The organism is Leptospira kanakyensis, assembly GCF_004769235.1.
In the GTDB taxonomy this organism is placed as follows: Bacteria; Spirochaetota; Leptospiria; order Leptospirales; family Leptospiraceae; genus Leptospira_A; species Leptospira_A kanakyensis.
Genome location: NZ_RQFG01000005.1, coordinates 356,401 through 381,668, shown reverse-complemented (window position 1 = coordinate 381,668; position 25,268 = coordinate 356,401). Strand labels below are relative to the sequence as shown.

Below are 25,268 nucleotides of genomic sequence, written 5' to 3'. Positions count from 1 at the left end.
GAAACCAACTTTTCGGCTATCAACTCTTAAATGAATTTTGGATCAAACAATCACTGAATTGCTATGATAAAAGCTATTTTATTCGATTACGATGATACTTTAGTGCAAACAAGAAAGACTCGTTATCAAACAATATACAAACTATCGGAAGAGCTCTTTGGAACGAAAATCACTGAGAAAGAAATCGATGCGGCTTGGGGACTTCCTGCGGAAGAATTTTTGCTAAATCTCTTTGGGCGATTTTCTTCAGACATTCATTACCTTTGGTCTATCTATATAGAATTTTCAAAGAAAGATTTAAACATTCCTCATTTGAATGCTTTTGATTTTATCGATAAATATAAAAACTTCGTAAAATTTGGAATTGTCACTTCATCCAGTGAAAAAGTGGTTCTTCGTGAATTGAATGAGCTTCGAGTTGATACGAATTTATTTTTGCAGATCCAAACCTCTGATCATACTGCTGTTCATAAACCGAATCCAAATGTTTTTGAACCAATCTTTGCATTATTAAAAAAAGAAAATATGAATAAGGAGGAAATCATCTATATTGGTGATTCTCCTGCCGATTATGAATCTGCGAGTAAGTTTGGATTTCATTTTCTCGGGATCGCACACGACGATAGGCACACTTCTTATTTCCAAACGGGGGAAATTCCCTTCGTTCGAAATTTTTTGGAATTGGAAGAGTATTTAATCGATCAGTATAGTTTCATATAACAAGTGATAATTCGTTTGCGTGTTTTGTATTCTTGTCTGCGATAACAGTGACAAATAAATATTAAGAGAAGCGGAAGGTTGCCCTATGAAAGACTTCAATGATTATGTAAATGCATACAAAAAACAACTCCAGATAGGAGACATCCAAGAAGCATATGCAGGTCTTGTCAAATACGTAACCAAACTCGGCACCACTTTATCCAAAAACCTCTCTAAAAGTTATTCCTTTGGAAGTCTTTTCCAAGGCTATATGGACTATACCTATTTCTATTATTCGAACAAGTTCTTGAAAGATAGAAAATTAAAGATGGGGCTTGTGTTAAACCATCCAAAAATGCAATTTGAAGTTTGGCTTTTGGGGCAAACCATTCCCATCCAAGAAAGGTATTGGGAGTATTTTAAAAACACGAAGTGGAATAAAAATAGAACAACCAAACCACAATATTCCATTTTGGAAACGATCCTTATTGAAAATCCCGATTTTAGTGATTTGGATCGGCTTACGAAACAAATTGAAAATCATTTGATTCAGGTGACTTCGGAAATTATTGAGGACATCAAACGCAGTAAATTGAAATAAAAGAAATTGGGTCATTTGTTTTTGATGTGCCGCTTAACAGCAAATAAATACTTTTCTTTGAGCTTTATTCTTTATAAAAGTAAGTTAGCTGCTCTAAACATTTAGACAGTTTAGTTGTTGCAGAAACGATTGATTTATTCTCTGATAGATATATGCCGAAGGTATTTGAAAGGAATGGTTATAAATTTTTCTTCTTTTCGAACGAGGGTAACCCTCGTGAGCCATTACATATTCACGTAAGAAAGGGTGAGAAAATTGCAAAATTTTGGATGAAACCAAACGCAATTTTAGTTGATAATTACGGCTTTACATCTAAAGAATTAAATTGGATTGAAGAAGAAATAGAAATAAATTCAAATCTAATAGAGGGCAAATGGAATGAATTCTTTAATCTCTGAAGCAAAAGCACAAAAAATTTGGTTTGATGACGATAACCTTTGGATCTCTTTGTATGATGGTAGATCTTTATCCGTACCGCTTGCATTCTTTCCTCGATTAAGAAAAGCAAAGAAAGAACAACTGGATCGATTTGAAATTAGCGGAGGGGGGATTGGAATTCACTGGGAAGAATTAGATGAAGATATCAGTGTGGCAGGCCTCCTACTTGGTACAGGTGACCTATCCTCTTCTAAGAAATAATTCAAAACGAACGATTCGTTCTAAGTTTTCATTCATATAACCCGTTTTCCATCCTGGGAATGCCAAGTCCATTCTAGATCTATTCTCTAACCTCGGTGGTGATATGCATTAAGCATACGTTAAGTAGTTGAAAGTTGCTATTTTAGATTTGACTCTAATTTATTTTCGATTTACCAATTGTGAAAGGAACTGCCATCCATTCACCATTCCAATGAATCTGATTCCTTAATCCAGGGGAAGATTTTAAAGTTCGGTTTGTCGGCAGTATGTGTGCAATCATTCTATGAAGAAAATTTTGATTTCTTGTTTTCTTGCCTTGTCAATTTACAATTTAGATGCTGATGAACGTAAAGATATTCAACATATAACAAAATATATTAACGAAAAAGGCGTAAACTGTTCTTGTACGTTGCTTTATGCCAGTGAAAAAGATCAAAATTTGTATTCAGTTAATTATTATGCGAAAGATGGCTTTTTTAAAATGCTTTTGAATAGTTCATCTCGACAAGAAGCAATTCAAAAATGGGGTAACAAACGTAAGTGGTTAGTCTCGAAAAACCAAGGCGTAGGTGAGTCTCTGTATCTATTCCATGAGTTTCGAGAAGTGAATGAATTTTGGGATTATTCACCAGAATTTAAGGTAAAAAACATTCAAGATATACACAATTTTGCATTTAAAAACTATTGCGAGGTTGGCGGGAAGATAAGTGAAGACTTCGCTCGTATCAAAAAACTAAAGATTACTTTTTTTGAATCCAAATATCAGCTCGTAAATAATATGATGAGTTATGCCCTGGTGACACCATTTAAAAAAACGGAGTCATTTGAGATTTCTTTCCCTAATGAGGCAAGTATTGTGCAGCCGATGCCTGCATATAAACCAGTTGGTCATACGGAGAATTCGCGGGGCAATATATTCCTTATGAAACTTACAGTTCTAGAGGTATATTCAGGGAAAGAAGGCCAACCCTTATGTGCAGAGGATTTTTATCTAGGTGAAAAATGGCGCGGGGAATATATAGAGGTTTTGAAACAAATTGATAAAATTTAAACAAATCATTTTTGGTATTTTTCACATCTTATTTTTTGTTTTTGTGGTATCAGGTCTTCACGCTGATGAAAAAGCAGATTTAAATTCGATTGTAAAATATATAAATCATTACAACCAGAATTGCTCCTGTGGTTTCCCGATCGCATCTTCAAAAGACCAACATTTTTTTACAGTAAATTACTACGTAATAGATGGTAATTTTAAATCCATGTTAAAAAGTAAGAACAGAGACGAATACATTCAAAAATTTGGAAACAAACGAAAGTGGCTTGTTTCCAAAAACCAAGGTGTTGGAGAATCCTTATATCTGTTTCATGCCATTCAAGAAGTCGATTCGAGTGCGAAATATTCCCCAAAACATAAAGTACAGAACATGCAGGACACTCATCATTTTGCATTTAAAAACTATTGTGAAGTAGATGGGAAAATACAGGATGAGTTTGCAAGAATCAAAAAATTGAGGATTACTTTTTTTGAGACTCAATACTATGAAATTAATAATGGAATGAGTTATCATGTTTATGATGAATTTAGAAAAACAAAAAGTTTTGAAGTCTCGTTTCCCAACCAAGCTGACATTGTATACCCAATGCCTGCCTACAAACCAGTAGGATCTACAGAAAATGTGCCTGGAACAATCATCGTGTTGCAGTTAAAAGTGTTGGAAGTATACCCTGGGGAAGAAGGAAAACCATTATGTGCTGAAGATTTTTATCTTGGGTATAAAGAACGTGGGGAATACACTGAGGTTTTAAAACAAATTGATAAAATTTAATCATCTCATTCTCGGTGTTTTGTTACTGGTAATTTGTTTTTTCACCTTCATAACAGAATCGGTTGCAGAAACAATGACTCCTGACCCTGACCTGCCTGAGGGTTGGGAATTCCAATTCAATGCACCGTTTGGCCAAATTGACGATATCACTCCTATCCCTGGACCGTTTCAACCCTACCAGATGGATGCTTATTACTTTATCATTCAAACTGCCACTTTTGCGAATTTAGTCGGCACTCATAGTGATAACAGACAAATCACTCGGTATGCATGTCTTGCTCTTGACACCAAGAAAGGTGAGGCTGTTTTGAAATTTTTATTCGACCGCACCTTCTATATGTTAGATGTAAAGAAAATCTCTTCCCAAGTCTTTGAACTCAGTTATAAAGGCGACAGAAGGAAGATAAAACTTTTTAAAATTAGCCCAGAATCAAAAGATCGTTCAGATTATCGTCTCCGGTTTGCCGATGGATTTACAGGAGGAGATGATTTTTATTCGAAAGGTGCTTATGCAGCAACCAGTGATACTTATCTTTTCCCAACTATGAGTGCTTGTATTAACAAAGCAGTCAAGATGTCGCTCAAGTGATGAGAGAGTGTTTGTGATCGAAGAATCTTTGCGCTCCTCATTCTGGCACAGGGGGCAATTCCCATTGACTACCTGTGTGCCGAATATTTCCTCAATCAACTTTCCATAAACGGTGATTCTTTTAACCAAAACACCATCACAAAATTAATCAGCGACAAGATGAGAAGGATATAAAGAAACGATATCATCCCAAAAAAGTTTAATCCTAAGATAAATAAAATTCCTGATACTTGTCCAACTAGAAGTAACAATCCTTGCGAAGTGGACTCTGGTGCGGGGGATGTGATCTCCGCGCAGTATTGGAATCCGATAGGGGCACCAATCCCGAGTAGAAAAAATCCAATGATCACAGAACCTGTGAGTAGGAAAATAAAACCTTGGAATAAGGTAAATAAACTAAGGCCTATTAAGAATCCAGCCATCGCAATGATGAGGAATGATTTTCTTTTTTGTAATTTATCGGATAACGGAGGAATGATGATCCCACCAATGATTCCAGAGATGAGCATCACTCCACCCACGAGCCCTGATTCTTCGATATTCAGTCCTTTGATTTCGCAGATTTGATCAATACAAGTGCTGACTGCATTGAAGACTCCAAGGCCAATGAGAAATAAAAATAGGATTTTTCTCATATCCTTCTGTTTCCATAGAAAACGAAGTCCTTCTAAGAACGGGAGTTCATGGTCTTCGCCGTGAGTGCTTGGAGAAGTCGGAGGTTTTTCTTTGATGAGCAGAAGAAAAAGAATGGCGGAAGCCACAGAAACAAAACCATAAATCATCATGACCTCAGGAATGGAATTTCCCGATTGGAGTAAGATGGGGGTGAGGATCATCACAAGAATGATTCCGAGAAATTGTGCGAGAGTTCCCAGGGCTACGGCCGTGGCTCTTTCTTGGATGGGAAACCACAAGACACTAATCTTTGTGACGGCATTCAGTAAAAACGGTTGTGCTACGGCCAAGCCAATTTGGCAGATAAGGACAACTGTATAATCGGCGGCATAAATTCCTTTGAGTAACCCGCAAACACCGGTTAGTATGGCTCCAAACCCAACTCCTTTTTTGATCCCGTAGGTATCAATCACGTAAGAAGCAGGAATGGCTATGATGACAAAAACACCGAGGAATACTAGAGAGAGTAAATCAATTTGCAGGGGGCTTACATGATAAAATTCTTTGGCATCGCGTGCGATCGAAGCATAGGTCAGCCATTGCAAACAAATCGTTGCAGTGATGACGATGTATGCGAACAGGACGACCCAACGGTAAACATATAATTTTGGTTGGTTTTGGCTCATTTTGACTCCCTATTTTACAATCGATGGATTTTGCTTTCAAACATTTGTTCGGAATAAATTCTCTTAAGAAGAAATGCCGAAGGAAAATGATTTGCCATAGGAGCTGATGATTCTAATTCTTTGTGAGTGATCACTCACTTTTTTCTTTTTCTGAGAGAAAAACGATAAACTGCTGGTTGCGGCGGTTATCTGTCTTTTGTGAGTTCGCTGGAGTTTTCATGGAATCGGAATACATACTTACCTATGATATAGGAACAACCGGAGTCAAAACCTGCCTCTTTCGGATGACTCAGGCATTGGAGCTGGTTCAGTCCGCCACAAAGGAATATTCGATCCAACTTTTGGAAAACGGGGGTGCGGAACAAAATCCGGAAGATTGGTGGTCATCGATGAAGGACACCACGGCGCAAATTCTAACCCAATCCAAAATCCATCCAGACGCCATCCAAGGGATTTCCTTTTGTTCGCAGATGCAGGGCCTTGTGCTCACCGATTCGAAGTTTCAAGCCGTACGCCCGGCGATGAGTTATATGGACCAAAGGGCCACAAGGGAAATGAAACAAGGGATTGTACACGGTTTTAAAATTGAAGGGATCAATGCCATTAAACTCTTGTTATCTCTTTGGATCACGGGAGCAGTGGCTGCCAGCGTGAAAGATCCCATTTGGAAATACAAATGGGTCGAAAAAAATGAACCAGAAGTATTTTCGAAAGTGAAGTGGTGGTTTGATGTAAAGGAATATCTAATCGCACGCTCTACAAACGAAGCTGTGATGACTAGAGATTCTGCCTTTGCTACTTTTTTATATAACTCAAGGGTTGGAAAAGGAAATTGGAGTCCTCTTTTATGTAAATTGTTCGGAGTTCGTTTGGATCATTTGCCAAAGATTGTGAATTCCTCTGATCGTGTGGGAGGACTTACAAAAGAAGCTGCCGAGTATTTAGGACTCAAAGAAAACATAGCAGTGTTTGGTGGTGGTGGTGACGCCTCTCTCATTGGAGTGGGAGCCGGGGCAGTGAGCGAAGGTGACACTCATATTTATGCAGGAACTTCTGGATGGATAGCAACCGTAACCAAAAAGAGAACTGTTGATATTGGAGCAAGGATCGCATCCATCGTTGGAGCCCGAGAAGGTTTTTATAATTTTTTTGGGGAACAAGAAACATCGGGTAAATGTTTACAATGGGTAAGAGACCACTTGGCTTTAGATGAAATTGATTTATATTTGGAAAAAAAGAAAATCACCGATGGCCCTGATGCTGTGTATGAAAGTTTATTTGAGTTTATGTTTGATTCGATTAAAGATACAGAGCCTGGGTCTCACGGAGTTATCTTTACGCCATGGCTTCATGGAAACCGTTGTCCCTTTGAAGACCCAAAAGCAAGAGGGATTTTCTTTAACATCAGTTTGAATACAGGCAAAAGAACTCTCATTCGATCGGTAGTAGAAGGAATCCTTTTTCACAAACGTTGGATTTTGGAACTATCCCATCGGAAGGTGCCTACTTCTGATACAATTCGCTTTGTGGGAGGTGTAGCAAGATCTGGCTTTATCTGTCAGTTGTTAGCTGATATCACTGGAAAAACCATTGAAAGGGTGGTCCATCCGGAAAACGTTGGCGCGATGGGAGCCGCAGCAATCGTAGCTTTTGGAATTGGAAAAATTCAAAAATTTGAAGAGATCAAATCGATGATTCCTATCCAAGACAAATGGATTCCCAATCCAAATCATAAAGAGATCTATGATAAAAACTTTAAGGTCTTTCAAAACCTTTACAAAGTGAATCAAAACAATTTTGCAATTTTAAATACATAAAATCGGGAATAGGAAATGGCTAAACATAACATTGAATACAGTATGGAAAGTTTGGGGAAACCTTTTGCAATTGGTAGATCGGCGGATCTATTTATTTTGCCAGAGAATCGAATTCTAAAACTTTTTTTTCCAGAGGCAAAAGAATCAGAAATTGATTTAGAGGTAGAGAATACTGTTGAGGCCAACAGAAAGGGTGCATCCAAGATGCGATGTTACGGAAAAGCCAAAGTGGGAAATCGATTTGGAATTATTTTTGATCGTCTGAATGGAATTTCGCTGACCAAACTACCTGATAAAAATCCATTGGAGCTCTTTCGCATTGCAGGTAAATTGGCGCATTTGCACTATGGGATCCATCAAATTGAATCAGAACGTTTTAAAGATATAAAAGAAATTTTAAATCATTGTTTGGATTCTGAACCACTGTCCTTTCTAAATCTTGGTGAAAAACAAAAAGTCAAATCCTATATAGCCGGATTGCCAAACGGAAATTCTATTCTTCATTTAGATTTCCATCCAGAAAATGTAATCGTCGAAGGGAAGGATGAAATCATCATCGATTGGATGACTGCGGCAAAAGGGAATTCGGCGGCAGATGTTGCTTTCACCTTCCTACTGTTCACCGATGGTGAACTTTGGCCGGGAACACCGAAATTAAAAATTATTTTTTATACAATCGTCAGAAAGTTCATTCTCTCTGGATATTTGAAAGCCTATAAAAAACTTAGTGGGATTACTGACGCGGAAATTTCTGCTTGGAGACTTCCTGCACTCATCCTTCGTTTGGGTTTATGGAATATTGAAAGCGAAAGGGAAAGTTTAAAAACACAAATCGCTCGTTTGGTGGTGAATGGTGGGAAAGTATGAATTTAAAACTAGAACGTTTTATTGAGTCATACGAAGGTGAGGAATTTGATGTTACCATCATCGGTGGAGGAATCACCGGTGCGACTTTGGCTTACGAAGCAGCAAGTCGTGGTTATACGGTTGCCTTACTTGAAAAAAAAGATTTTGGTGGGGCCACTTCTGCGGCCACTGGGAAATTAATTCATGGTGGGCTTCGTTATTTAAAACAGTTTGAAATCGGTCTTGTGAGAGAAGCACTAGGAGAACGAAGGATTCTTTCCAACATCGCACCCAATTTAGTTTATCCTTATCCAATGATCCTTCCGAAACCGGGACTCATTGCAAGGATTGGACTTTTTGTTTATGACCTTCTTTCTTTTGATAGCAAGTGGACTTGGGACGAATCCAAACAAATTCCCAATCATAAATATCTCAAACGAAAAGAACTCTTAGAAAAGAATTTAGGTGATTTTGAGGACGCGGCTTATTTTTATGATGCCATTTGTTTGAGTCCAGAAAGGTTAACACTTAGTTTTTTAAAGTCTGCTGCTTCCTATGGTGCAAAAATTGCCAACTATACAATCGTCGATGATTTAATTTGGAAGGAAGGTGCTGTTGCGGGGATTCAAGTCCATGATGTATTGACCGGTGTTAAACACCAAATTCGTTCCAAGGTAACAGTCAATGCTTCCGGACCTTGGACACACAATATTCTTTCTAAATCTCCTAAAACAGAACAACCTATGCCGAAAAAACGTTCGGAAGGAATCTATATCATTACTAAAAAGTTAACAAACCTAATGACTTTGTATGTGGGTGATAAAGGACATTTTAGTTTTGCTCCTTGGCGTGGCCATTCAATGATTGGTCCAACTGAAAAGTCTTACTTTGGTAATGTGGAAGATTGGAAACTCACAAGGGAAAGTATCGTTGAATTTATTGATTATATCAATGAAACTTCTCATCTAAAAGAAAAGTTAAGTGTTGATGATGTTATTTTTGCTTACGGTGGATTACGACCTTTAATTGAAAGTTCTGATGATACTTATTCGGCGTCCAGAAGATCAGAACTTTATGATCATGCTCGTGATGGAATCCAAGGCCTCATTACCGCAGCTGGTGGGAAGTATACAACAAGCCGACATTTTGCAGAATCAATTTTCAAACGAATCCAAAAGAAATTACATAAAAAACCTGGTGATAGCATTTCCGCAAAACAACATTTATATGCTTCACAAATTCCGAATGTTGAAATTTTCATCCAAGGGGCAAAAAAACAAAATTCTGACTTCTCGGAAAATACTATCGATTATTTAATCCGTCACTACGGGTTACAATATGAAATCATTTTGGATCTTGCGAGAAAAACAAAAAATCTAGCAGCAGTTCTTAATGCCGATGGAGAAATTTTAGCAGAAGTTGTTTATGTGATCCGTTATGAAATGGCAAAATCTCTTTCTGATGTTTTTTTAAGAAGGACAGGGCTTGGAACACTGGGAATTCTTTCTGATGAAATCATGAAATCGATCATTGACACGGCTAGTGCAGAATGGAATTGGTCAGAGGAAACAAAAAAGAAAGAAACAGAAATCATTTACAGAACATTAAAATTACCTGTTTGATTCTTTTTAGATTATAATTTTCGGCTGACAAAGAGCACTTTCCCCATTTACTATTTTGCTATGGGCAAAGTGCTTACCATTGATACAGAATATGCAAACTACCCCCAAGTGGCTTCGGCCTATCTTTTGGAAGAAGAGGGCCATGGGGTTGTTGTCGAAACCAATACAACCTATGCCATTCCGAGGATTCTAAAGGTTATGGAGACCGAGGGAATCAAACCAGAAAATTTAGACTATGTGATTGTCACTCATGTGCACTTGGATCATGCGGGTGGTGCTTGGGCTCTCCTCGAAGCTTGTCCGAACGCTATTTTACTTGCTCATCCCAAAACCGCCAAACACTTGATAGATCCAAGTTTGCTGATTAAAAGTGCCACGTCCGTCTATGGAAAAGAAAACTTTGATTCTTTGTATGGCGAAATCAAACCCATTCCAAAAGATAGAGTTCGTGTGATGGAAGATGGGGAGTGGCTTAGTTGGAAAGGCCATTCTTTTCAGTTTATCTACACCAAAGGACATGCCAATCATCACTTCTGTATCTATGATCAAAAAACAAATGGGATCTATACCGGTGATTCCTTTGGAATTTCCTATCCTCATTTAGAAAATGGACAACGATTTATTTTCCCTACCACAACACCCACTGACTTTGATTCTATAGAAGCCATCCATTCACTCGAACGAATTTTAGATACAGGAGCTGAGGTTGCCTATCTCACACATTTTGGCCCGATCGGAAATTTAAAAGAAAATGCCGGCGACTTAAAAGAAGGTCTAATCCTTTGTCAGGAAGCCATATCAAACTTGGAAACCATCCCAAAAGAAGAACGTTTGCCATTTATGGAATCAAAAGTGAAAGCCATGATCCAAACTTTGGCAGATAAAAACTCCATTACACTTACCGAATCGGATTGGAAGTTACTCCGTTTGGATGTAAATTTAAATGCACAAGGGTTGGTTTATGCTTTTGAAAAGAAACAACCCAAAGTATAAACACCAATAAAAATTTTTAATACAAAATCAAATGAATCAGAATCTAATCAAACCGAGGAATCGAGGGAGGAATTTATTTTTACCACGATTCATTTTACTAAACCTAGTATTATTTCTAATTTTATTACTCTCTCAATGTTCCTTACCTTCTAAGTCCAAAAAATCCAAAGATCCTCAAATCCAAATTCATTTTGTTTCGGATGATTACGAAGAAACAAAATTCATTCCTTCTTCTTTGTTTGAATCAAAAGACTTACTCCTGATCCTTGCTGAGTTATCTAGAAAAGAAGATCCATCCATGCGATTTATTTCTACCAATCGAACGGAAGAAATTATGGAAGTGAATGGGAAATCGAATTCTTGGTCAGAAGGTTGGGTGGTTTACGTGAATGAGGAAAGGGTGGATGGAGTGCAGATGAAACGCGGTGTTCGAGTTTCTCCAAATGATAAAATTGAAATTCGGTATGAGGCCGTAGAGCGCGTGTTTGGTCGCCCTAGGCCATAACCCATTGAAGGAACCTGTATGTTTCAAAGAGAACGGATCTGATTGACTGTACAGGTTTAGTGATTTAAATTTTATCTAAGAGTTGTGAGTTCTCTATAAGCTCTGACAAATCCATCAGACATTGTTTTTGCAAATGTCAAAGAGATCCGAGCCTTCTCTGCCGCAATCATCACATCATGAAGTTCCACAGAGTTTGGATCAAAAACAATTTTTTGTGTTAATTCATCTGCTTCTACTTGTTGGTCATTCACTTGTTCGAATGCTTTTTTCAAAGCATCTCCAAAAGTTCCAGCCACCTCATCCGGAGATTTGGCTTCATTGGTTTTACCATAATGACGTTCATTGGAGCGAAAGATTCCTACCTTATCACCTTGTGGGAGTAGGGAATGTGGTTTGTAAGTTTGGGAACTGATGTTTGAAATTCGATCAATGGACATGGGTCTTTCCTCACTCTAAACATCGACCAAATCTAGAAAACCTAAATAAAAAAATTATGTCACATTAAAAAAAGTGAAAATCACGAGGGATTTGGCCGGGGTTACGCCCGACCGATCTCCATGGCCTTATTCATCATGGCTTTGGACCCATTGATGAGTTGGACATTGGCTTCATAAGAGCGAGAAGCGGAAATCATATCCGTCATCTCAGTGACGATATTGATGTTCGGAAGTTCCACATATCCTTTTTTCGGGCCAGTTTGGATGGCATCTGGGTGGGTTGGGTCATAAGTGAGTCGTAAAGGGCTCATATCCTTTTCGATTTTCATCACCTTCACCCCTTTGCCTTCACCAGGAGCGACCCCAAAAGGATACACAGGGCTTTTCCAATTGGTTCTTAGGTTAATCGGTGTTAGGATGACGCGGTCTCTACGAAAAGGACCGTCTCCATTGGTATTTCTCGTAGTTGTCGAGTTAGCGATGTTATTCGAGATAACATCCATTCTAAGTCTTTGGGCCGAAAGGCCAGTGGCTGATATATTAATCGAATCAAACATTCCCATAACTTACTCCTTAGTTGGTTCTCATCACAATGTTGAGAAGGCGGTTGTTTTGGTTTAAGCGATCAATCATAAGGCTGTAACTCATTTGGTTTTGGTTTGCCTCTACCACTTCTTTTTCGATGTCTACGTTGTTTCCATCGGGTCTCATCGTTGTGAGATAATCCAAATTGGTTTTGGGTTTGGCGTCCCTGTAATCTAGCGGTTTAAAGAATTCAATATGACGGTCGTTAGTGATTTTTGTCGGAACCGCTTTGTCCTTTTCAATTTTTTCTGATTCGATGGCACGTTTCAGCATCGATTCAAATACCACTTCTGAACGTTTGAAATTAGGAACGTCTGCATTGGCGATATTATCAGTAATCACTTTACGCCTTTGGCTCGCTGCACCAAGGCCACGTTCCAAAAGGTCTTGAGTTTTCATGAAATGTGTTGCTTCAAACATATTTCTCTTCCTCTCTACATTCCCCTTCGGTCGGTTTTTCTTCCCCCTAAAGCATTTTATGTCGCCTCTTTTTGATTTTTTTTGGGGCGGCCCCAATGATTTCTAAAACCAGACGAGCCAGTTTGAAGGGTCGGGCTCTCCCTCCAATCCTCCCCAAGGTTCTGGGGAGGGATTTCCGCTCGATCCCTGCCGCAGGCTATGGAATCAAAATCCGAGTTCTTGGAGGGATTTTTTCGACCAAACAGGGGTTCTTCCTGCTCGTATGTACCGAACTACTTTTGAGTCCAAAGAAACGATATGTAGGCCAAATTCAGTAAATCGATTGGATTGGAATACAATCTCTTTTCCATTCGGTGAAAAGTCTGGTGCAGAATCATTATAGTTTCCAAAGGTAATTTGTGAAACTTCATTCGTATCTACATTTGCGATATAGATATGAGTATAGTCTTCTCCGCCATTACGAGCTGAGCTAAAAGTAATCCACTTACCATCGGGTGACCATTTGGGATCGGCATCGGATCCTGAATCTACACTTGGATGCACAAAGTTTGTAATTTGTGAAGTAGATAAATCCATCATATACAATCGAGAAGGGAATGTTCCCGCAAAGTCTTTGTTAGATTGAAAAACCAGTTTCGTTCCATCGGCTGAAATACCAGGAGCAGCATGGAGTTTATCTCCCCCTTCGTATAAAGTAGATTCCGTTCCTGTTTTTAAATCATGTTTTATCAACCTAAGTTTGGAAGGGGCAAAATAAGTTCCTCTTTGGAAAACAATCGTGCTCTCATCTGGGTACCAGGCGGCTCGTTGGTTTTCATCAGGTGCAGAAGTGTTCGTTACACGTCGTACATTGCGAGATGGAAAATCCATTGTATAAATTTCAGGTCTGTTGTGACCGTGAGCTGTTCGGCGACTATTAAAAGCAAGGCTCGTGCCTGTGGGATTCCATCTTGGCGCAAGATCCCTTCCCACATTTTCTGTTACATTGATGGTTCGATTTTCTTTTATGCCATAAAGATAAATTTCATCATCTTGAGTTGGATCGAAAGCATACGCAATGGTTCCATCATTTGTAAAAGTAGAAAAAAGAGCTAAACCTAAGAAAAGATCATTCATCTTTTCATTTTTCTCGGTCCCACAACGTATTACCCCAAACACCAAAAGGAAACTTAAAAAATACCTAAACATAAAACCCTCCGTCTGCCAATATTCGCAAACGCAATTGTGTTGCAATAAATAAATGCAACTTTGTTGCGTTTATTTATTGGGATGGAAGGAGAGGTTTCATTGAAAGATTCTGGAATCAGGTAATTTCAGGAAGTGAATGGAAATTGAAAGTCATTGAAAAAGGTAAGTGACTGTCGAAAGAAAGCCACGCCCAAAGGAAAGTGACTTTCCTTTTTCAGCGAGTACCAATCGAAACTCACTTGCTTTGGCCATCCAATTCTCTTTTTGCATCCATTTCTCTATTTTTGTTTCTTGGTTCTACTTTCCAAGTCGAGAACTAAGGATTGGATGCGCTTATGATTGGCAAGTAGCCAGTCAGAAAAAATCCCAACAATCCCTCGGAAGAGTTGGATGGGAATCCAACGAGCCGGTACAATGATTCTTGGTTTTCTTTGAGTGAGTCCTTTGGCAAGGGCGGTAGCTACCTTTTCGGGAGAAATTGCCTTTCTTAGGAAAGGGGGGAATCCAATTTCTCGCATTTCTGTTGTTAATCGGTCTCCTCCAAACACACCATCGGTGAGTGGAGTTGTAATCCATCCTGGATACAATACGCTAGCACTGGCCCCTTTGCCCGAGAGTTCCGCCCGTAGAGATCTTGATAACATTTCAATCCCTGCTTTGGAAGTGGCATAGGGTGCATTACACATCCCATTGGTAAATGCATAGATGGAAGAGGTAACGACCACTTGGCCTTTGTTTTTCACAATTTCGGGTAAAGAGGTTTTGATGGTGCGCCAAACACCGAGTAAGTCTACATCTATAATTTTTTCAAATTCAGATTCATCACAATTAAACACAGTATAGGCTGATTCTTTCCAGGAGATCCCGGCATTGGCAAAAACAATATCAAGTTTTCCGAAAGTGGTAATGGTAAGTTTGATTATATTTTTTATGGAACTCCAATTGGTTACATCCATTGCCTTTGCGAGAACTCTTTCTTTTGCAAACTCAGATGCCAATGTATCCAATGATTTTTGAGATATATCGGTTAATACAAGGTTGGCACCATTTGCATATAGTTCTCTGGCACAAGCAGCTCCGATTCCGCCAGCCGCACCTGTAATTAGAATTACTTTATTTCTAATATCATAAACCATAACATTCCCCTTGTATCTGTTAGGTCATACGAGGGGAATTGGTCAACTGGTTTTAAGAAACTAGAAGTTCTGTTTCTGTTTTTCTTTTTGATTCCAGTTTCCTATCTCTTTCTTCGGTAACTTGGTCGAAATATGTTTCGTAATTTGGAAAGTTAGTTCCCATCAAACGATCCCAAACATTAAAATAAAGAGAGTAGTTCCCTTGGAATTTTTGATGGTGCATGTTGTGGTGCGTGGAGGTGTTGATCCACTTGGTAATGGAGTGGGAAGCCCAACCTTTAGGGAAAAATTCATATCCTAAGTGCCACCAAATATTCAGAACCATTGCATAAAAAGTATGGAAGATCAAAACATAGAAATGGATCGGAACAAACATAACAAAAGGAACAATGTAGACAGCTTCTAAAAATGCTTCTGTAGCTTGGAATCTGTAGGCAGCCAGTGGGGACGGGTTCACAGATTGGTGGTGTTCTGAGTGCACATGAGGATAAACTTTTTTTAAGTGAGCAAACCTGTGCATCCAATAGAACCAGGTCTCGTGCCAAACGGTGATGAGAGCAAAACTTAAGAATATATATCCAACTCCCGACCATCCTGAAACAGGTCCGAAGTATACAGCACTCGGAACAATTTTTGCTTTCATCAAAGTGATGTTAGTCACAGCAACTAAAGTAAAAACAATCAGAGTCACAGCAGATTGGCGAAATTCCTTCCAAATTTTTTCTGCTTTAGGATATACTTTCTGAATGCGATAGGTTTCAAAAAAATCCTTTCGCCAAACATAGAATAAAAGAAATGCCAAACCTGCAATGGGGTAATAACGCAGGAAATTCAAAACTCCTTGTGCAAAACCTATTTTGGTAACACAATCTAAAACTAATTCACACTGAACTGGTCCACCGAACATAAATCTCTCCTAAATTTGCTCTGAGATTGAATCCATTTTAACAAAAACAGAAAAGTAAATCGACCGGATCGGTAAAGCCGGAATAAAAAAAGATTCCGAGTAGACCCATCCGGATTAATCTTTTAACGATTTTCGGAACTCGCTAGGACTTGTACCTACCTCACGTTTGAAGGCGTCATAAAATGTGGATTTGGAAGGAAAACCAACATCGTAGGCAATGGTGAGGATATTCCTATCTGGATGTAGTGAAAAAAGCTCTTTTGTTTCTCGGATGCGGTAATGGTTCACAAACTGAAAGAAATTTTTCTTTTGGTGAAGATTCAAATACTCAGAGAGTTGGTGTTCGGAAAGATCCATCTCTTTGGCTAACTTCTCTAAGTTGATGTTTTCATTGCGGTAAATTTTTTCCTCCTCCATTAAGTGTTTGAGCCTATTTTGTAGAGTTTCTAGGTCGAATCCACCTAGTTGAGACGTTTGGTATTTTTTTTCCTCAATCACAATCCTTTGCACTTCTCCCCAAAGTTCAGGACTTTTTTGCCTAAGTAAATAAACACCAATGAGGAGTAAGGCGATGAGAGTTGATACAATTTCCAATCCATGTCTTTGGTGGAAAAATAAAGTATAAATACCCACTAAACTAGCAAAGGTTCCAATGCCTACGACAATTCCCACCAAACGAAGGTGAGCTGATTTTTTGAAACTTTCGAAACGAATGAATTTCATCATATTTGTGAAAACATAAAAAGCCGCATAAAATATGGGTGAAACTGCAATCAGAATGGTCAATTGAAATAGGAGGGGAACTCCTTCTGCCAAATATTTCGAATGGATGGCGATTTTATTTTCGGCGGACGAAAAATAAAAAGGCAGCATCAGGATCGTGACAATACCTGCGGGAACCAACTCCCAAAAGGAAAACTTGTTTTTACCCGGACTTTCATCCCAGAGTTCAGAAAAATATCGTTTGAGGAGGGCTCCAATACAAGCAGTGAAAGGTAAATGCACCAGATAAAAATGTGGGAAAGATTGGTAAAGGCTGGTGCATGTAAAGAAGGTATGGGCCTGGAACATGGCAGCAAAGAGAAATAATAATCCTTGGACTTGGGTTTGTCCTGAAGAATTTTTTCTCAGGAATTCTCCCCATGCGAAGAGGAGGGATAGGCCTGCAGAAAAGGCAATCAGCTGGCTGGTTAAATTCCACATTGATGTTCATCTTTTAATCAATCGATTGGATTGTAAAATAAAATCACTTGCCTCGGGTTCGTTCTGAATTAGAATTACGTTTGAAACGTGGATACCATTCATCGACAATCCTCCTTTTTGTGGGAAGGTAGCACCTTAGAAATCCACCTCCCCGCAACTCTTACTGCCAGCGAAACTGGTAAAGATTGGACAACCTTTTCTGAAATTTTTAAAAAAAGCCCACCACGTAAAGTAACGATTCTTGCCAATGGACTAGAGGAATCTGATTCTTCTGGAATTTCTTTTTTGAAATTAGTTCGTTTGGAATGTGAAAAAAAAAGGATACAGTTCGTATTACTTGGATTAGATGAAAAGTTCAAATATCGGTTGGACATATCTGAAGATGATAGCAAAAGGAATAAAGACACTCTTGCGAACTCACTTCGAAGATCTGAAAAAATCGGAAAACTTACCATCGACTCACTGTTAGAGTTCAAATACCTGATTACCTTTACAGGGGAACTTACTGTTTCCTTTTGGCGTTCCTTTTTACATCCTTCCAAAATTCGGTGGAAGGATACATTCCGTGTGGCTGAATCGATGGGGGTCAATGCATTTCCCATCATCGCGATGATTGGATTTTTACTTGGACTCATCATGTCTTTCCAATCTGCCATTCCTATGCGAAGGTTTGGTGCAGAGATTTTTGTCGCAAACCTTGTTGGTCTTTCTTTATTCCGAGAACTAGGGCCTCTTATGACTGCTTTTATTTTATCAGGAAGATCGGGATCGGCCTTTGCGGCGGAGCTTGGAACCATGAAAGTTTCGGAAGAGATTGATGCACTCACAACGATGGGACTTCCTCCCGTCCAATTTCTCATTATCCCTCGTTTGGTGGCCTCTCTCATTATGACTCCACTGCTTACGATTGTTTTTAATTTTTTTGGACTGATTGGTGGGGCAGTTGTATTAATCAGTTTTGGATTTCCTCTTGTCACTTTCATCAACCAAGTGAATCTCGCAGTGGGACTTTCCGATATCTTAGGTGGACTATTAAAATCCTATTTTTTTGGAATGATCATTGCTTCTATCGGTTGTTACCGAGGTTTAAAAACAGCATCGGGAGCCGGTGCTGTTGGGGAATCAACCACATCGGCTGTGGTTGGTTCTATCATTCTTGTATCCATACTGGATGGAATTTTTTCCGTCTTATATTTTTACCTAAAAATATGAAAGATAAACCAATCATTCGAGTAGAACATCTAACAACGGGATATGGCCAAACAGTGGTTATGGAAAACATTTCCTTTGAAGTCAACCGTGGTGAAATATTTGGAATCCTTGGTGGTTCTGGATGTGGAAAGTCTACAGTTCTTAAAAATATGATTGGGTTAACCTCTCCATTTAGCGGCCGTATATGGATCGATGAAGATGATATCGTAATTGCAGAAGGAAAAAAAAGAATTCAAATTTGGAACCGCATCGGCGTGATGTACCAACAAAGTGCTTTGTTTGGTTCCATGTCCTTATTGGAAAATGTTCGCTTGCCTTTAGAAGAGTTCACGGATCTTCCTTTGGCCATTATGAACGAAATTGCCTTAACCAAATTAAAAATGGTGGGTTTATTTCCTTTTGCTCATCTTTTTCCTGCTGAACTTTCTGGTGGGATGAAAAAACGTGCTGCGATTGCACGTGCGATGGCGATGGATCCAGAAATTTTGTTTTTGGATGAACCAAGCGCAGGACTCGATCCCATAACAAGTGTTGAGCTAGACCACCTAATCATTCGTTTGTCGAGGACTTTGGGTGTTACTTTTGTGATAGTCACACATGAATTACCTTCTGTTTTTACAATGGCAGATCGTGTCATTGTTTTGGATAAAGCCACAAAAGGAATCATTGCTGAAGGGAAACCCAAAGACCTGAAAGAAAAATCTAAAAATCCATTTGTAAAACAATTCTTTAATCGTATTCCACAGGAGAATTCCCCGTTATGAACCAATCCAATAAAATTTATTTTAAAGTTGGGATTTTTGTTTTGGTGAGTTTTTTCACACTCATTTTGTTTTTGATTGTGTTCACCGCTGGAAATATTTTCCAAAGATCGGTTAGTTTAGAAACTTACTTTGATGAATCAGTGCAAGGTTTAGACATTGGATCTCCCGTCAAACACCGTGGGGTCAAAGTAGGAACAGTCCAAGAAATCACTTTTGTTCAAAATGAATATTCGGAAAAACTTACCGAAGACACAGAACTTCGGTATGGAAGATACGTTCTCATCAAAATGTCCGTCCCTGACTTTGTAAAAGGTGTTTATGGGAATGATTTAAAGAAAACTGTGCAAAGGATGATTCAAAGTGGGCTTCGTGTTCGTCTCGCCTCACAAGGATTAACTGGAACTGCTTATTTAGAAGTGGATTATTTGAACCCAGAAAAAAATCCACCTCTGTCTATTGAATGGGAACCAAAAGCAATTTATATTCCTTCGGCACCAAGTACCATCTCTAGGTTCACAGCAACTGTAGATAAGTTTTTTGATAAAGTAGAAAAAGCGGATGTGGATAAAATCCTTTTGGGAGTGGGGGAACTCATTCGTAACCTAAACCAAACCATCCAAGAAGCAAAACTGGGAGACCTAGCACGGGAATCGACAGGATTACTTGTAGATTTAAGGAAAACAAATGCTGAGGTCAAGGCTCTCATCGCAAGCCCCGAAACACAAGGTTTACCTAAAAAATTAGATGCCTCTGTCACTCAGTTACAAACAACATTAAAAAGACTCGATACTCTTCTTGCTTCGAACCAAGGAGACATCTCCACTTCCATTGAAAATTTACGAATTGCTTCTGAAGATTTAAAAGAAGTCACGGCGAATGCTAAAAAATATCCGTCTCAGTTTCTCTTTGGAGAAGCCCCAAACAAGTCTAAACTCTGGAAATAACAATCATGAAAACACCAATTCGTTTCATACTTTTAACTGGCCTTGTTTTTTTTCTTAGCCAATGTTTTGGTGTTAGTAAAACATTTCCTGAAAAGAAATTTTACTTAATTGAAACTGGCGACACCAAACAATTGTTTTCTACTCCAAAACCTAGAACTTTTGTTGTCCGAAAAGTTTTTATTTCGCAAAGGTTTGAAGGAAAAGAATTTGTGTATCGCAAAGATAACGCAGTATACGAATCCGATTATTATAACGGATTTTTTATCCCTCCCGCGCATAACTTTAAAGATGAGTTTGTCCGTTCTTTATTGAAATCGGGTAACTTTGAATGGGATGCAAACATCAATACCAGAGTTGCGGTCACTCATTTTATCGAACTCAATCTCACTCAAATGTATGGTGATTTTCGAACCAAAGAACCAAAAGCGGTAATTGAATTTGAAATGGTTGTTTATGAAGATAAGGATTCCATTTCCACACCTGTTTTTCGCAAAACATACAAACAAATCCAAGCCATCGAAAAAAAAGAACCAGAGGAATTGGTTCTTGGATGGAATTCGGGACTCACCAATACATTCAATGAATTGAATTTGGATTTGAGTCAAAAACTGAAATAGTTTTTAGAAACGAGGTTGCTTTTCGACTGAAATCAGAATGAATCATTAGAACTTAAAGGATGAACTATGAGACTGATCGAATCCATCGCACCTTTTTACATTCTTCTAATGTTACTCGAGATTCTTTATAATCGTTTTAAAAAAAAGGATTATTATTTTTACGAGGATTCTCTCGCCGATCTTAGTTTAGGTGTCCTCAGTCGAATCTTTGATGGTCTGATTTTACTTGGTTTGGTTTTTGTTTATAGCGAATTATACAAACTTTCTTGGGGTGTTTCCTTTCTAACCAAAATATTTTTATCACCTTCGTCGGCCTTACATTGGATTGTTTTATTTGTTTTACTCGATTTTCTTTTCTATTGGGCTCATCGTTATAGTCACGAAATCAAAGTTTTGTGGGCCTCTCATGTCGTACACCATTCGAGTGAAGAGTTCAATCTATCGGTAGCTCTTCGCCAATCCTTTGTTCGTAACATTGGCATTGGTCTGTTTTATTTACCGTTGGCACTCCTTGGATTCCCTGTGGAATCTTATTTGATCATTGATGCACTCAACAGAACCTACCAATTTTGGGTTCATACCCGTGCCATTGGAAAACTTTCACCTTTGTATGAATCTATCTTTGTCACTCCTTCTCACCACAGAGTCCATCATGCGATGAATCCTGAATACATAGACAAAAATTATGGAGGAGTGTTTATTTTTTGGGATCGTATCTTTGGAACCTTTTGTGAAGAAAAAAAAGAGCCAAGATATGGACTTGTTTCTCAATTGAATACCTATGATCCTGTGACTGCTGAAATCCATGTGTTTCGTGATTTGTTTTCTGATCTTTGGAAAACAAAATACAAATGGCAGGGGATTCGTTCCTTTTTTTCTTACCCTTCCGTGAGGCCTGATGACCTCCAACCCATAATGGACAGGGGAGTGCGAGATCCAAAAGTTTGGTTGAACCATCATAGATGGGACATTGAGATTAAATCAATGGCACCACAATATAGAAGTAAGGCGGGAAGTCTCACCTATCGAATTTTCCTACTTGTTTCTTTTCTCATCCCAACGGGATTTACTTTGTATTTTTTGAAACGGATGCACCTGTTTTCTCTTGGAGAAGTTATTTCTGTATTGTTTCTTCTTGTTTTATCCTTTGTTTCTTTGGGTAGACTTCTGGAAGGAGAACGGAATTGGCTTCGTTTTGAGATCCCTAAATATATTTCTTGGTTTGTGCTTTTGGTCTATTTTTTCTTATAGTAGAAAATATGAAATATTTACATACGATGATCCGGGTGAAAGACTTAGACAAGGCCCTCCATTTTTTTGTGGAGATCCTTGGGCTCAAAATTACCAGAAGGAACGAACATCCAGAAGGTAAGTTTACATTGGTATTTTTATCCACTGGAGAAGTGGATGCTCCTGAGATTGAACTCACTTACAATTGGAACCAAACAGAAGCCTATACGACAGGAAGAAATTTTGGTCACTTGGCTTATGAGGTTGATAATATTTATGAGACCTGCGCGCGAATCCAAAAGATGGGAATTACTATCAATCGTCCTCCTCGTGACGGTCGTATGGCTTTCCTTCGTTCTCCCGATTTAATTTCTATTGAACTTTTGCAAAAAGGAAAACCTTTACCATTATTAGAACCTTGGGTTTCTATGCCAAGTGTGGGTGAGTGGTAGGGTTGGAGAAAAAACCCAAAATTGCCATCATTGGCGCTGGTGCTTCTGGTTGTTTTGCCGCACTTCAAATTTATGACACATTACAAGGGTTATGTGAGATTCAAATCTTTGAAAAGTCAAAGGAACCCCTTTCTAAACTTCGGATTTCTGGTGGGGGACGGTGTAATGTCACCCATAATCTTTTTGATCCCGAACTTCTTTCCGAACGATATCCCAGAGGAAATAAAGAATTACGTTGGGCCTTTGAAAGTTTTGGCCCCAAAGACACAATTGAGTGGTTTCGAAAAAGGGGAGTGGCACTCAAGGCAGAAGCCGATGGGAGAATGTTCCCAACAACAGATAATTCGGATACCATCATCCAATGTTTTTTAAACGAATTAAAATCCAAAAAAATTCCAATTCACTTTGAACAAGGGTTAGTTGGTATTTATTCAAATTTTCAATTAAACCAAACAAATGGGTTTCGCGTTTTATGGGAAGGGGGAGTGGAAGAATCCTTTGATTTCGTAATTCTTGCTACTGGATCCAATCGTAAGGTTTGGGGTATTTTGGAAAAGTTGGGTCATAAAATCATCCCTCCTGTTCCTTCCCTTTTTACTTTAACTTTAGAAAATACAGACCTTATGGAACTGACTGGACTTGTGGTTCCGCATGTGGAAATCAAAGTATCACCAAAAGGAAAAACACAAAAAGGCCCAATCCTCATCACTCATTGGGGACTGAGTGGCCCTGCTGCTTTACGTTTGTCGGCATGGGAAGCGCGAACCTTATTTGAAGCGGATTACAAAGTAGATTTGTCCGTCAACTGGATTGGCGGAGAAAAAACACAAAACATCGAAGAAAGTTATTTATCTAAAAAAGAAAATACTCCGGCGGACAAATTGTCCCCAGATCCCGAATGGAAACTACCTTCGCGGTTTTGGGATTGGATTTTAAAAGAATCAAACGTTCAGGCAAACAAACGTTATTCGGATATTTCAAAATCTGAAATCAGGGATTTAAGTCTAAACCTTACCCAAATGAAACTACAGATGGTCGCCAAAGGTGTTTTTAAAGAAGAATTTGTAACAGCTGGTGGTGTTTCCAGAAAAGACATCCAATTCCAAACTATGGAAAGTAAACAATGCCCTGGTTTATATTTTACCGGAGAAGTGATCGATGTCGACGGAATTACAGGTGGGTTTAATTTTCAGAATGCCTGGACCACAGCTTTTATTGCAGCCCGGGGCATTCGAAAAACAATTGTTACTTGAGTTTGTGGATTTGAATAAAGTCTACTGTTTGTGCGACAGATCCCGGTGCTCCCGATAGAATCACAACCGTATCACCAGATTTTAATTTTCCTTCTGACTTTAAAGTTTTACTCATAAAAGCAATCATATCAGGAAACTTATCCATCATTGGCATTACATAAGCTTCTACACCCCAGTACAATTGCATCTTTCTTGCCGTTCCAAGAAATGGAGTGAAAGAATATATTGGTTTCATAGGACGAAACTCAGAAGAGAGAAGGGAGGAATATCCTGATCTCGTAAAGTTGATGATGGCTTTTGCGTTGATGGATCTGGAAATTGCTTCGGCAGCACTGCCAAGAGCTGTTCGTTCCACTTCAAATTCAGAACGATCCATACTACGTAAGTGTGATAAGTAAATTTCCGATTCCTCTGCTGCTTGGATGATACTTGTCATGGTTCTTACAGTTTCAATTGGATACTTTCCAGAAGCAGTTTCACCTGACAACATAACGGCATCTGTTCCATCCATAACCGCATTGGCAACGTCACTGGCTTCGGCCCTTGTCGGACGAGGGTTGTCAATCATTGTCTCTAACATCTGTGTGGCGGTGATGACAGGTTTCCCTTGTTGGTTTAACTTGGTGATCATTTCTTTTTGGATGATAGGAACATATTGTGTATCTAATTCGACACCCAAATCTCCACGAGCAATCATAATCCCATCACAATTATCAATGATTTCTTCTATATTCTGAATGGCCTCAGGTCGTTCAATTTTTGCGATAAGACCTGCATAACTGTCCTTCATAAATTGTCTTGCCATCTCTAAATCACTGGCTCGTCTAACAAAAGATAGAGCAATATAATCGACTCCGAGTGATAAAGCAAATTGTAAATCTTCAATATCTTTTTCAGAAAGAGCAGGAGCTGAAATAGGTGTTCCCGGAAGGTTGATACCCTTGTTGTCTTTTAAAGTCCCTCCAATGACGGTTTCCAAAACTGCTTTTTCTTTTGTTTTGGATTTTACAACAAACGAGAGTTTGCCGTCGTCAATTAGGATCTTATGTCCGACATCTATGTCATTTAAAATGTACTGGTAGGTACAACCGATTTCTTCTTTTGTTCCGAGGAAATCACCTTTGTTGTTGATGGCGATTTGGTCTCCTGTTTTCAGTTCCAAGGATCCCGTTCCCAATTTCCCTGTTCTAATTTTCGGGCCTTGTAAGTCGGCAAGGATGCCGATGGATTTGCCAGATTCCTGTTCACATTCACGCAAAAGCTCAAAAATTTCTTTGTGGTAGTCATGGGTGGAATGGGAAAAATTCATCCTTGCCAAATCCATTCCTGAATAGATCAATTTTAGAATCGTTTCACGGTTAGCAGATGCAGGACCAATGGTACAGATAATTTTAGTGCGTTTGTTAGGGATTTTGTCGTCTTCCGGCATAGGCCCTATTCTTAGCTTTTTTGATTTTTCCTGCAAGTAAATTGTACGGATTG

28 protein-coding genes are annotated in these 25,268 nt (G+C 38.8%); 19 read left to right on the top strand and 9 right to left on the bottom strand.

Annotated elements, in window-relative coordinates:
- The first annotated feature begins 63 nt into the window (after positions 1-63).
- The 7 genes from EHQ16_RS02360 to EHQ16_RS02330 all read left to right on the top strand — a co-directional run bounded on the left by EHQ16_RS02360 (position 64) and on the right by EHQ16_RS02330 (position 4,354).
- Positions 64-720, top strand: coding sequence for an HAD family hydrolase (locus EHQ16_RS02360; protein WP_135636716.1), 657 nt, complete (start codon positions 64-66; stop codon positions 718-720).
- 85 nt (positions 721-805) lie between these two features.
- Positions 806-1,300, top strand: coding sequence for a DUF7000 family protein (locus EHQ16_RS02355; protein ID WP_135636718.1), 495 nt, complete (start codon positions 806-808; stop codon positions 1,298-1,300).
- A gap of 152 nt (positions 1,301-1,452) precedes the next feature.
- Entirely contained in the window at positions 1,453-1,698 is a 246-nt protein-coding gene (locus tag EHQ16_RS02350) for a DUF4160 domain-containing protein (RefSeq protein ID WP_135636720.1), read from the top strand.
- Entirely contained in the window at positions 1,679-1,939 is a 261-nt protein-coding gene (locus tag EHQ16_RS02345) for a DUF2442 domain-containing protein (RefSeq protein WP_135636723.1), read from the top strand. The genes EHQ16_RS02350 and EHQ16_RS02345 overlap by 20 nt, the downstream gene beginning before the upstream one ends.
- Before the next feature lie 283 nt (positions 1,940-2,222).
- Positions 2,223-2,990, top strand: coding sequence for a hypothetical protein (locus tag EHQ16_RS02340; protein ID WP_135636725.1), 768 nt, complete (start codon positions 2,223-2,225; stop codon positions 2,988-2,990).
- Between the two features lie 208 nt (positions 2,991-3,198).
- Positions 3,199-3,765 (top strand): hypothetical protein, encoded by a 567-nt coding sequence (locus tag EHQ16_RS02335; RefSeq protein ID WP_135636735.1) that lies wholly within the window; start codon positions 3,199-3,201, stop codon positions 3,763-3,765.
- Positions 3,752-4,354 carry a hypothetical protein gene (locus EHQ16_RS02330; RefSeq protein WP_135636737.1) on the top strand — a complete coding sequence of 201 codons (603 nt, stop codon included), beginning with the start codon at positions 3,752-3,754 and terminating at the stop codon, positions 4,352-4,354. The genes EHQ16_RS02335 and EHQ16_RS02330 overlap by 14 nt, the downstream gene beginning before the upstream one ends.
- A gap of 95 nt (positions 4,355-4,449) precedes the next feature.
- On the opposite strand, the gene EHQ16_RS02325 is transcribed toward EHQ16_RS02330, so the two are convergent.
- Positions 4,450-5,655: an MFS transporter gene (locus tag EHQ16_RS02325; RefSeq protein ID WP_135636739.1), complete on the bottom strand. Its 1,206-nt coding sequence runs from the start codon at positions 5,653-5,655 to the stop codon at positions 4,450-4,452.
- A 218-nt stretch (positions 5,656-5,873) separates the two neighbouring features.
- Here EHQ16_RS02325 and EHQ16_RS02320 point away from each other — a divergent pair, with 218 nt between their 5' ends.
- From EHQ16_RS02320 to EHQ16_RS02300, 5 genes are read left to right on the top strand one after another with little or no spacing between them, the layout of a single operon-like run.
- Complete coding sequence (locus EHQ16_RS02320) at positions 5,874-7,472, top strand: xylulokinase (RefSeq protein ID WP_135636741.1); 1,599 nt, start codon at positions 5,874-5,876, stop codon at positions 7,470-7,472.
- Between the two features lie 15 nt (positions 7,473-7,487).
- Positions 7,488-8,339, top strand: a complete 852-nt coding sequence (locus tag EHQ16_RS02315; protein ID WP_135636743.1) for a phosphotransferase — start codon at positions 7,488-7,490, stop codon at positions 8,337-8,339.
- Positions 8,336-9,940: a glycerol-3-phosphate dehydrogenase/oxidase gene (locus tag EHQ16_RS02310; protein ID WP_135636745.1), complete on the top strand. Its 1,605-nt coding sequence runs from the start codon at positions 8,336-8,338 to the stop codon at positions 9,938-9,940. The genes EHQ16_RS02315 and EHQ16_RS02310 overlap by 4 nt, the downstream gene beginning before the upstream one ends.
- Positions 9,941-10,000: 60 nt before the next feature.
- Entirely contained in the window at positions 10,001-10,933 is a 933-nt protein-coding gene (locus tag EHQ16_RS02305; protein ID WP_135636747.1) for an MBL fold metallo-hydrolase, read from the top strand.
- Between the two features lie 31 nt (positions 10,934-10,964).
- Positions 10,965-11,438: a DUF4430 domain-containing protein gene (locus EHQ16_RS02300; RefSeq protein ID WP_244241892.1), complete on the top strand. Its 474-nt coding sequence runs from the start codon at positions 10,965-10,967 to the stop codon at positions 11,436-11,438.
- Between the two features lie 71 nt (positions 11,439-11,509).
- Here the strand turns inward: EHQ16_RS02300 and fliE are convergent, their stop codons facing one another.
- The 7 genes from fliE to EHQ16_RS02265 all read right to left on the bottom strand — a co-directional run bounded on the left by fliE (position 11,510) and on the right by EHQ16_RS02265 (position 17,314).
- Entirely contained in the window at positions 11,510-11,875 is a 366-nt protein-coding gene (gene fliE / locus EHQ16_RS02295; RefSeq protein ID WP_135586645.1) for a flagellar hook-basal body complex protein FliE, read from the bottom strand.
- 101 nt (positions 11,876-11,976) lie between these two features.
- Entirely contained in the window at positions 11,977-12,438 is a 462-nt protein-coding gene (flgC, locus tag EHQ16_RS02290) for a flagellar basal body rod protein FlgC (protein ID WP_002975027.1), read from the bottom strand.
- A 10-nt stretch (positions 12,439-12,448) separates the two neighbouring features.
- The gene (gene flgB, locus EHQ16_RS02285; RefSeq protein ID WP_135586647.1) at positions 12,449-12,880 is read right to left on the bottom strand and encodes a flagellar basal body rod protein FlgB; all 432 of its coding nucleotides are present in this window, start codon (positions 12,878-12,880) and stop codon (positions 12,449-12,451) included.
- A gap of 204 nt (positions 12,881-13,084) precedes the next feature.
- A complete protein-coding gene (locus tag EHQ16_RS02280) occupies positions 13,085-13,996 on the bottom strand; it encodes a TolB-like translocation protein (protein WP_167482623.1) in 912 nt (303 codons plus the stop codon).
- 350 nt (positions 13,997-14,346) lie between these two features.
- Positions 14,347-15,204: an SDR family NAD(P)-dependent oxidoreductase gene (locus tag EHQ16_RS02275; protein WP_135636751.1), complete on the bottom strand. Its 858-nt coding sequence runs from the start codon at positions 15,202-15,204 to the stop codon at positions 14,347-14,349.
- 52 nt (positions 15,205-15,256) lie between these two features.
- The gene (locus EHQ16_RS02270; protein ID WP_135636753.1) at positions 15,257-16,111 is read right to left on the bottom strand and encodes a sterol desaturase family protein; all 855 of its coding nucleotides are present in this window, start codon (positions 16,109-16,111) and stop codon (positions 15,257-15,259) included.
- A 114-nt stretch (positions 16,112-16,225) separates the two neighbouring features.
- Positions 16,226-17,314 (bottom strand): helix-turn-helix domain-containing protein, encoded by a 1,089-nt coding sequence (locus tag EHQ16_RS02265; protein WP_135636756.1) that lies wholly within the window; start codon positions 17,312-17,314, stop codon positions 16,226-16,228.
- A gap of 87 nt (positions 17,315-17,401) precedes the next feature.
- Here EHQ16_RS02265 and EHQ16_RS02260 point away from each other — a divergent pair, with 87 nt between their 5' ends.
- The 7 genes from EHQ16_RS02260 (at position 17,402) to EHQ16_RS02230 (ending at position 23,786) form a co-directional block, all read left to right on the top strand.
- A complete protein-coding gene (locus EHQ16_RS02260; protein ID WP_135636758.1) occupies positions 17,402-18,526 on the top strand; it encodes an MlaE family ABC transporter permease in 1,125 nt (374 codons plus the stop codon).
- Positions 18,523-19,290: an ABC transporter ATP-binding protein gene (locus EHQ16_RS02255; protein ID WP_135636760.1), complete on the top strand. Its 768-nt coding sequence runs from the start codon at positions 18,523-18,525 to the stop codon at positions 19,288-19,290. The genes EHQ16_RS02260 and EHQ16_RS02255 overlap by 4 nt, the downstream gene beginning before the upstream one ends.
- Positions 19,287-20,234, top strand: coding sequence for an MlaD family protein (locus tag EHQ16_RS02250; protein ID WP_135636763.1), 948 nt, complete (start codon positions 19,287-19,289; stop codon positions 20,232-20,234). Before EHQ16_RS02255 ends, EHQ16_RS02250 begins: the two co-directional genes overlap by 4 nt.
- Before the next feature lie 5 nt (positions 20,235-20,239).
- Positions 20,240-20,851, top strand: a complete 612-nt coding sequence (locus tag EHQ16_RS02245; RefSeq protein ID WP_135636765.1) for an ABC-type transport auxiliary lipoprotein, LBF_0736 family — start codon at positions 20,240-20,242, stop codon at positions 20,849-20,851.
- Between the two features lie 66 nt (positions 20,852-20,917).
- On the top strand, positions 20,918-22,102 hold the full coding sequence (locus EHQ16_RS02240) for a sterol desaturase family protein (protein ID WP_135636767.1): 1,185 nt from the start codon (positions 20,918-20,920) through the stop codon (positions 22,100-22,102).
- Positions 22,103-22,110: 8 nt separating this feature from the next.
- Positions 22,111-22,533 (top strand): VOC family protein, encoded by a 423-nt coding sequence (locus tag EHQ16_RS02235; RefSeq protein ID WP_135636769.1) that lies wholly within the window; start codon positions 22,111-22,113, stop codon positions 22,531-22,533.
- 2 nt (positions 22,534-22,535) lie between these two features.
- Positions 22,536-23,786, top strand: coding sequence for a BaiN/RdsA family NAD(P)/FAD-dependent oxidoreductase (locus EHQ16_RS02230; protein ID WP_135636771.1), 1,251 nt, complete (start codon positions 22,536-22,538; stop codon positions 23,784-23,786).
- Here the strand turns inward: EHQ16_RS02230 and pyk are convergent.
- Positions 23,779-25,215, bottom strand: coding sequence for a pyruvate kinase (gene pyk / locus EHQ16_RS02225; RefSeq protein WP_135636774.1), 1,437 nt, complete (start codon positions 25,213-25,215; stop codon positions 23,779-23,781). The genes EHQ16_RS02230 and pyk overlap by 8 nt on opposite strands.
- Positions 25,216-25,268 lie beyond the last annotated feature (53 nt).

Coding starts and splice junctions, on each gene's coding strand:
- EHQ16_RS02325 (WP_135636739.1), bottom strand. CDS start 5,655: ATGAGCCAAAACCAACCAAAATTATATGTTTACCGTTGGGTCGTCCTG.
- EHQ16_RS02275 (WP_135636751.1), bottom strand. CDS start 15,204: ATGGTTTATGATATTAGAAATAAAGTAATTCTAATTACAGGTGCGGCT.
- EHQ16_RS02255 (WP_135636760.1), top strand. CDS start 18,523: ATGAAAGATAAACCAATCATTCGAGTAGAACATCTAACAACGGGATAT.
- EHQ16_RS02300 (WP_244241892.1), top strand. CDS start 10,965: ATGAATCAGAATCTAATCAAACCGAGGAATCGAGGGAGGAATTTATTT.
- fliE (WP_135586645.1), bottom strand. CDS start 11,875: ATGTCCATTGATCGAATTTCAAACATCAGTTCCCAAACTTACAAACCA.
- flgC (WP_002975027.1), bottom strand. CDS start 12,438: ATGGGAATGTTTGATTCGATTAATATATCAGCCACTGGCCTTTCGGCC.
- EHQ16_RS02360 (WP_135636716.1), top strand. CDS start 64: ATGATAAAAGCTATTTTATTCGATTACGATGATACTTTAGTGCAAACA.
- flgB (WP_135586647.1), bottom strand. CDS start 12,880: ATGTTTGAAGCAACACATTTCATGAAAACTCAAGACCTTTTGGAACGT.
- EHQ16_RS02265 (WP_135636756.1), bottom strand. CDS start 17,314: ATGTGGAATTTAACCAGCCAGCTGATTGCCTTTTCTGCAGGCCTATCC.
- EHQ16_RS02315 (WP_135636743.1), top strand. CDS start 7,488: ATGGCTAAACATAACATTGAATACAGTATGGAAAGTTTGGGGAAACCT.
- EHQ16_RS02340 (WP_135636725.1), top strand. CDS start 2,223: ATGAAGAAAATTTTGATTTCTTGTTTTCTTGCCTTGTCAATTTACAAT.
- EHQ16_RS02240 (WP_135636767.1), top strand. CDS start 20,918: ATGAGACTGATCGAATCCATCGCACCTTTTTACATTCTTCTAATGTTA.
- EHQ16_RS02305 (WP_135636747.1), top strand. CDS start 10,001: ATGGGCAAAGTGCTTACCATTGATACAGAATATGCAAACTACCCCCAA.
- EHQ16_RS02250 (WP_135636763.1), top strand. CDS start 19,287: ATGAACCAATCCAATAAAATTTATTTTAAAGTTGGGATTTTTGTTTTG.
- EHQ16_RS02310 (WP_135636745.1), top strand. CDS start 8,336: ATGAATTTAAAACTAGAACGTTTTATTGAGTCATACGAAGGTGAGGAA.
- EHQ16_RS02270 (WP_135636753.1), bottom strand. CDS start 16,111: ATGTTCGGTGGACCAGTTCAGTGTGAATTAGTTTTAGATTGTGTTACC.
- EHQ16_RS02280 (WP_167482623.1), bottom strand. CDS start 13,996: ATGAATGATCTTTTCTTAGGTTTAGCTCTTTTTTCTACTTTTACAAAT.
- EHQ16_RS02355 (WP_135636718.1), top strand. CDS start 806: ATGAAAGACTTCAATGATTATGTAAATGCATACAAAAAACAACTCCAG.
- EHQ16_RS02320 (WP_135636741.1), top strand. CDS start 5,874: ATGGAATCGGAATACATACTTACCTATGATATAGGAACAACCGGAGTC.
- pyk (WP_135636774.1), bottom strand. CDS start 25,215: ATGCCGGAAGACGACAAAATCCCTAACAAACGCACTAAAATTATCTGT.
- EHQ16_RS02245 (WP_135636765.1), top strand. CDS start 20,240: ATGAAAACACCAATTCGTTTCATACTTTTAACTGGCCTTGTTTTTTTT.
- EHQ16_RS02235 (WP_135636769.1), top strand. CDS start 22,111: ATGAAATATTTACATACGATGATCCGGGTGAAAGACTTAGACAAGGCC.
- EHQ16_RS02335 (WP_135636735.1), top strand. CDS start 3,199: ATGTTAAAAAGTAAGAACAGAGACGAATACATTCAAAAATTTGGAAAC.
- EHQ16_RS02350 (WP_135636720.1), top strand. CDS start 1,453: ATGCCGAAGGTATTTGAAAGGAATGGTTATAAATTTTTCTTCTTTTCG.
- EHQ16_RS02345 (WP_135636723.1), top strand. CDS start 1,679: ATGAATTCTTTAATCTCTGAAGCAAAAGCACAAAAAATTTGGTTTGAT.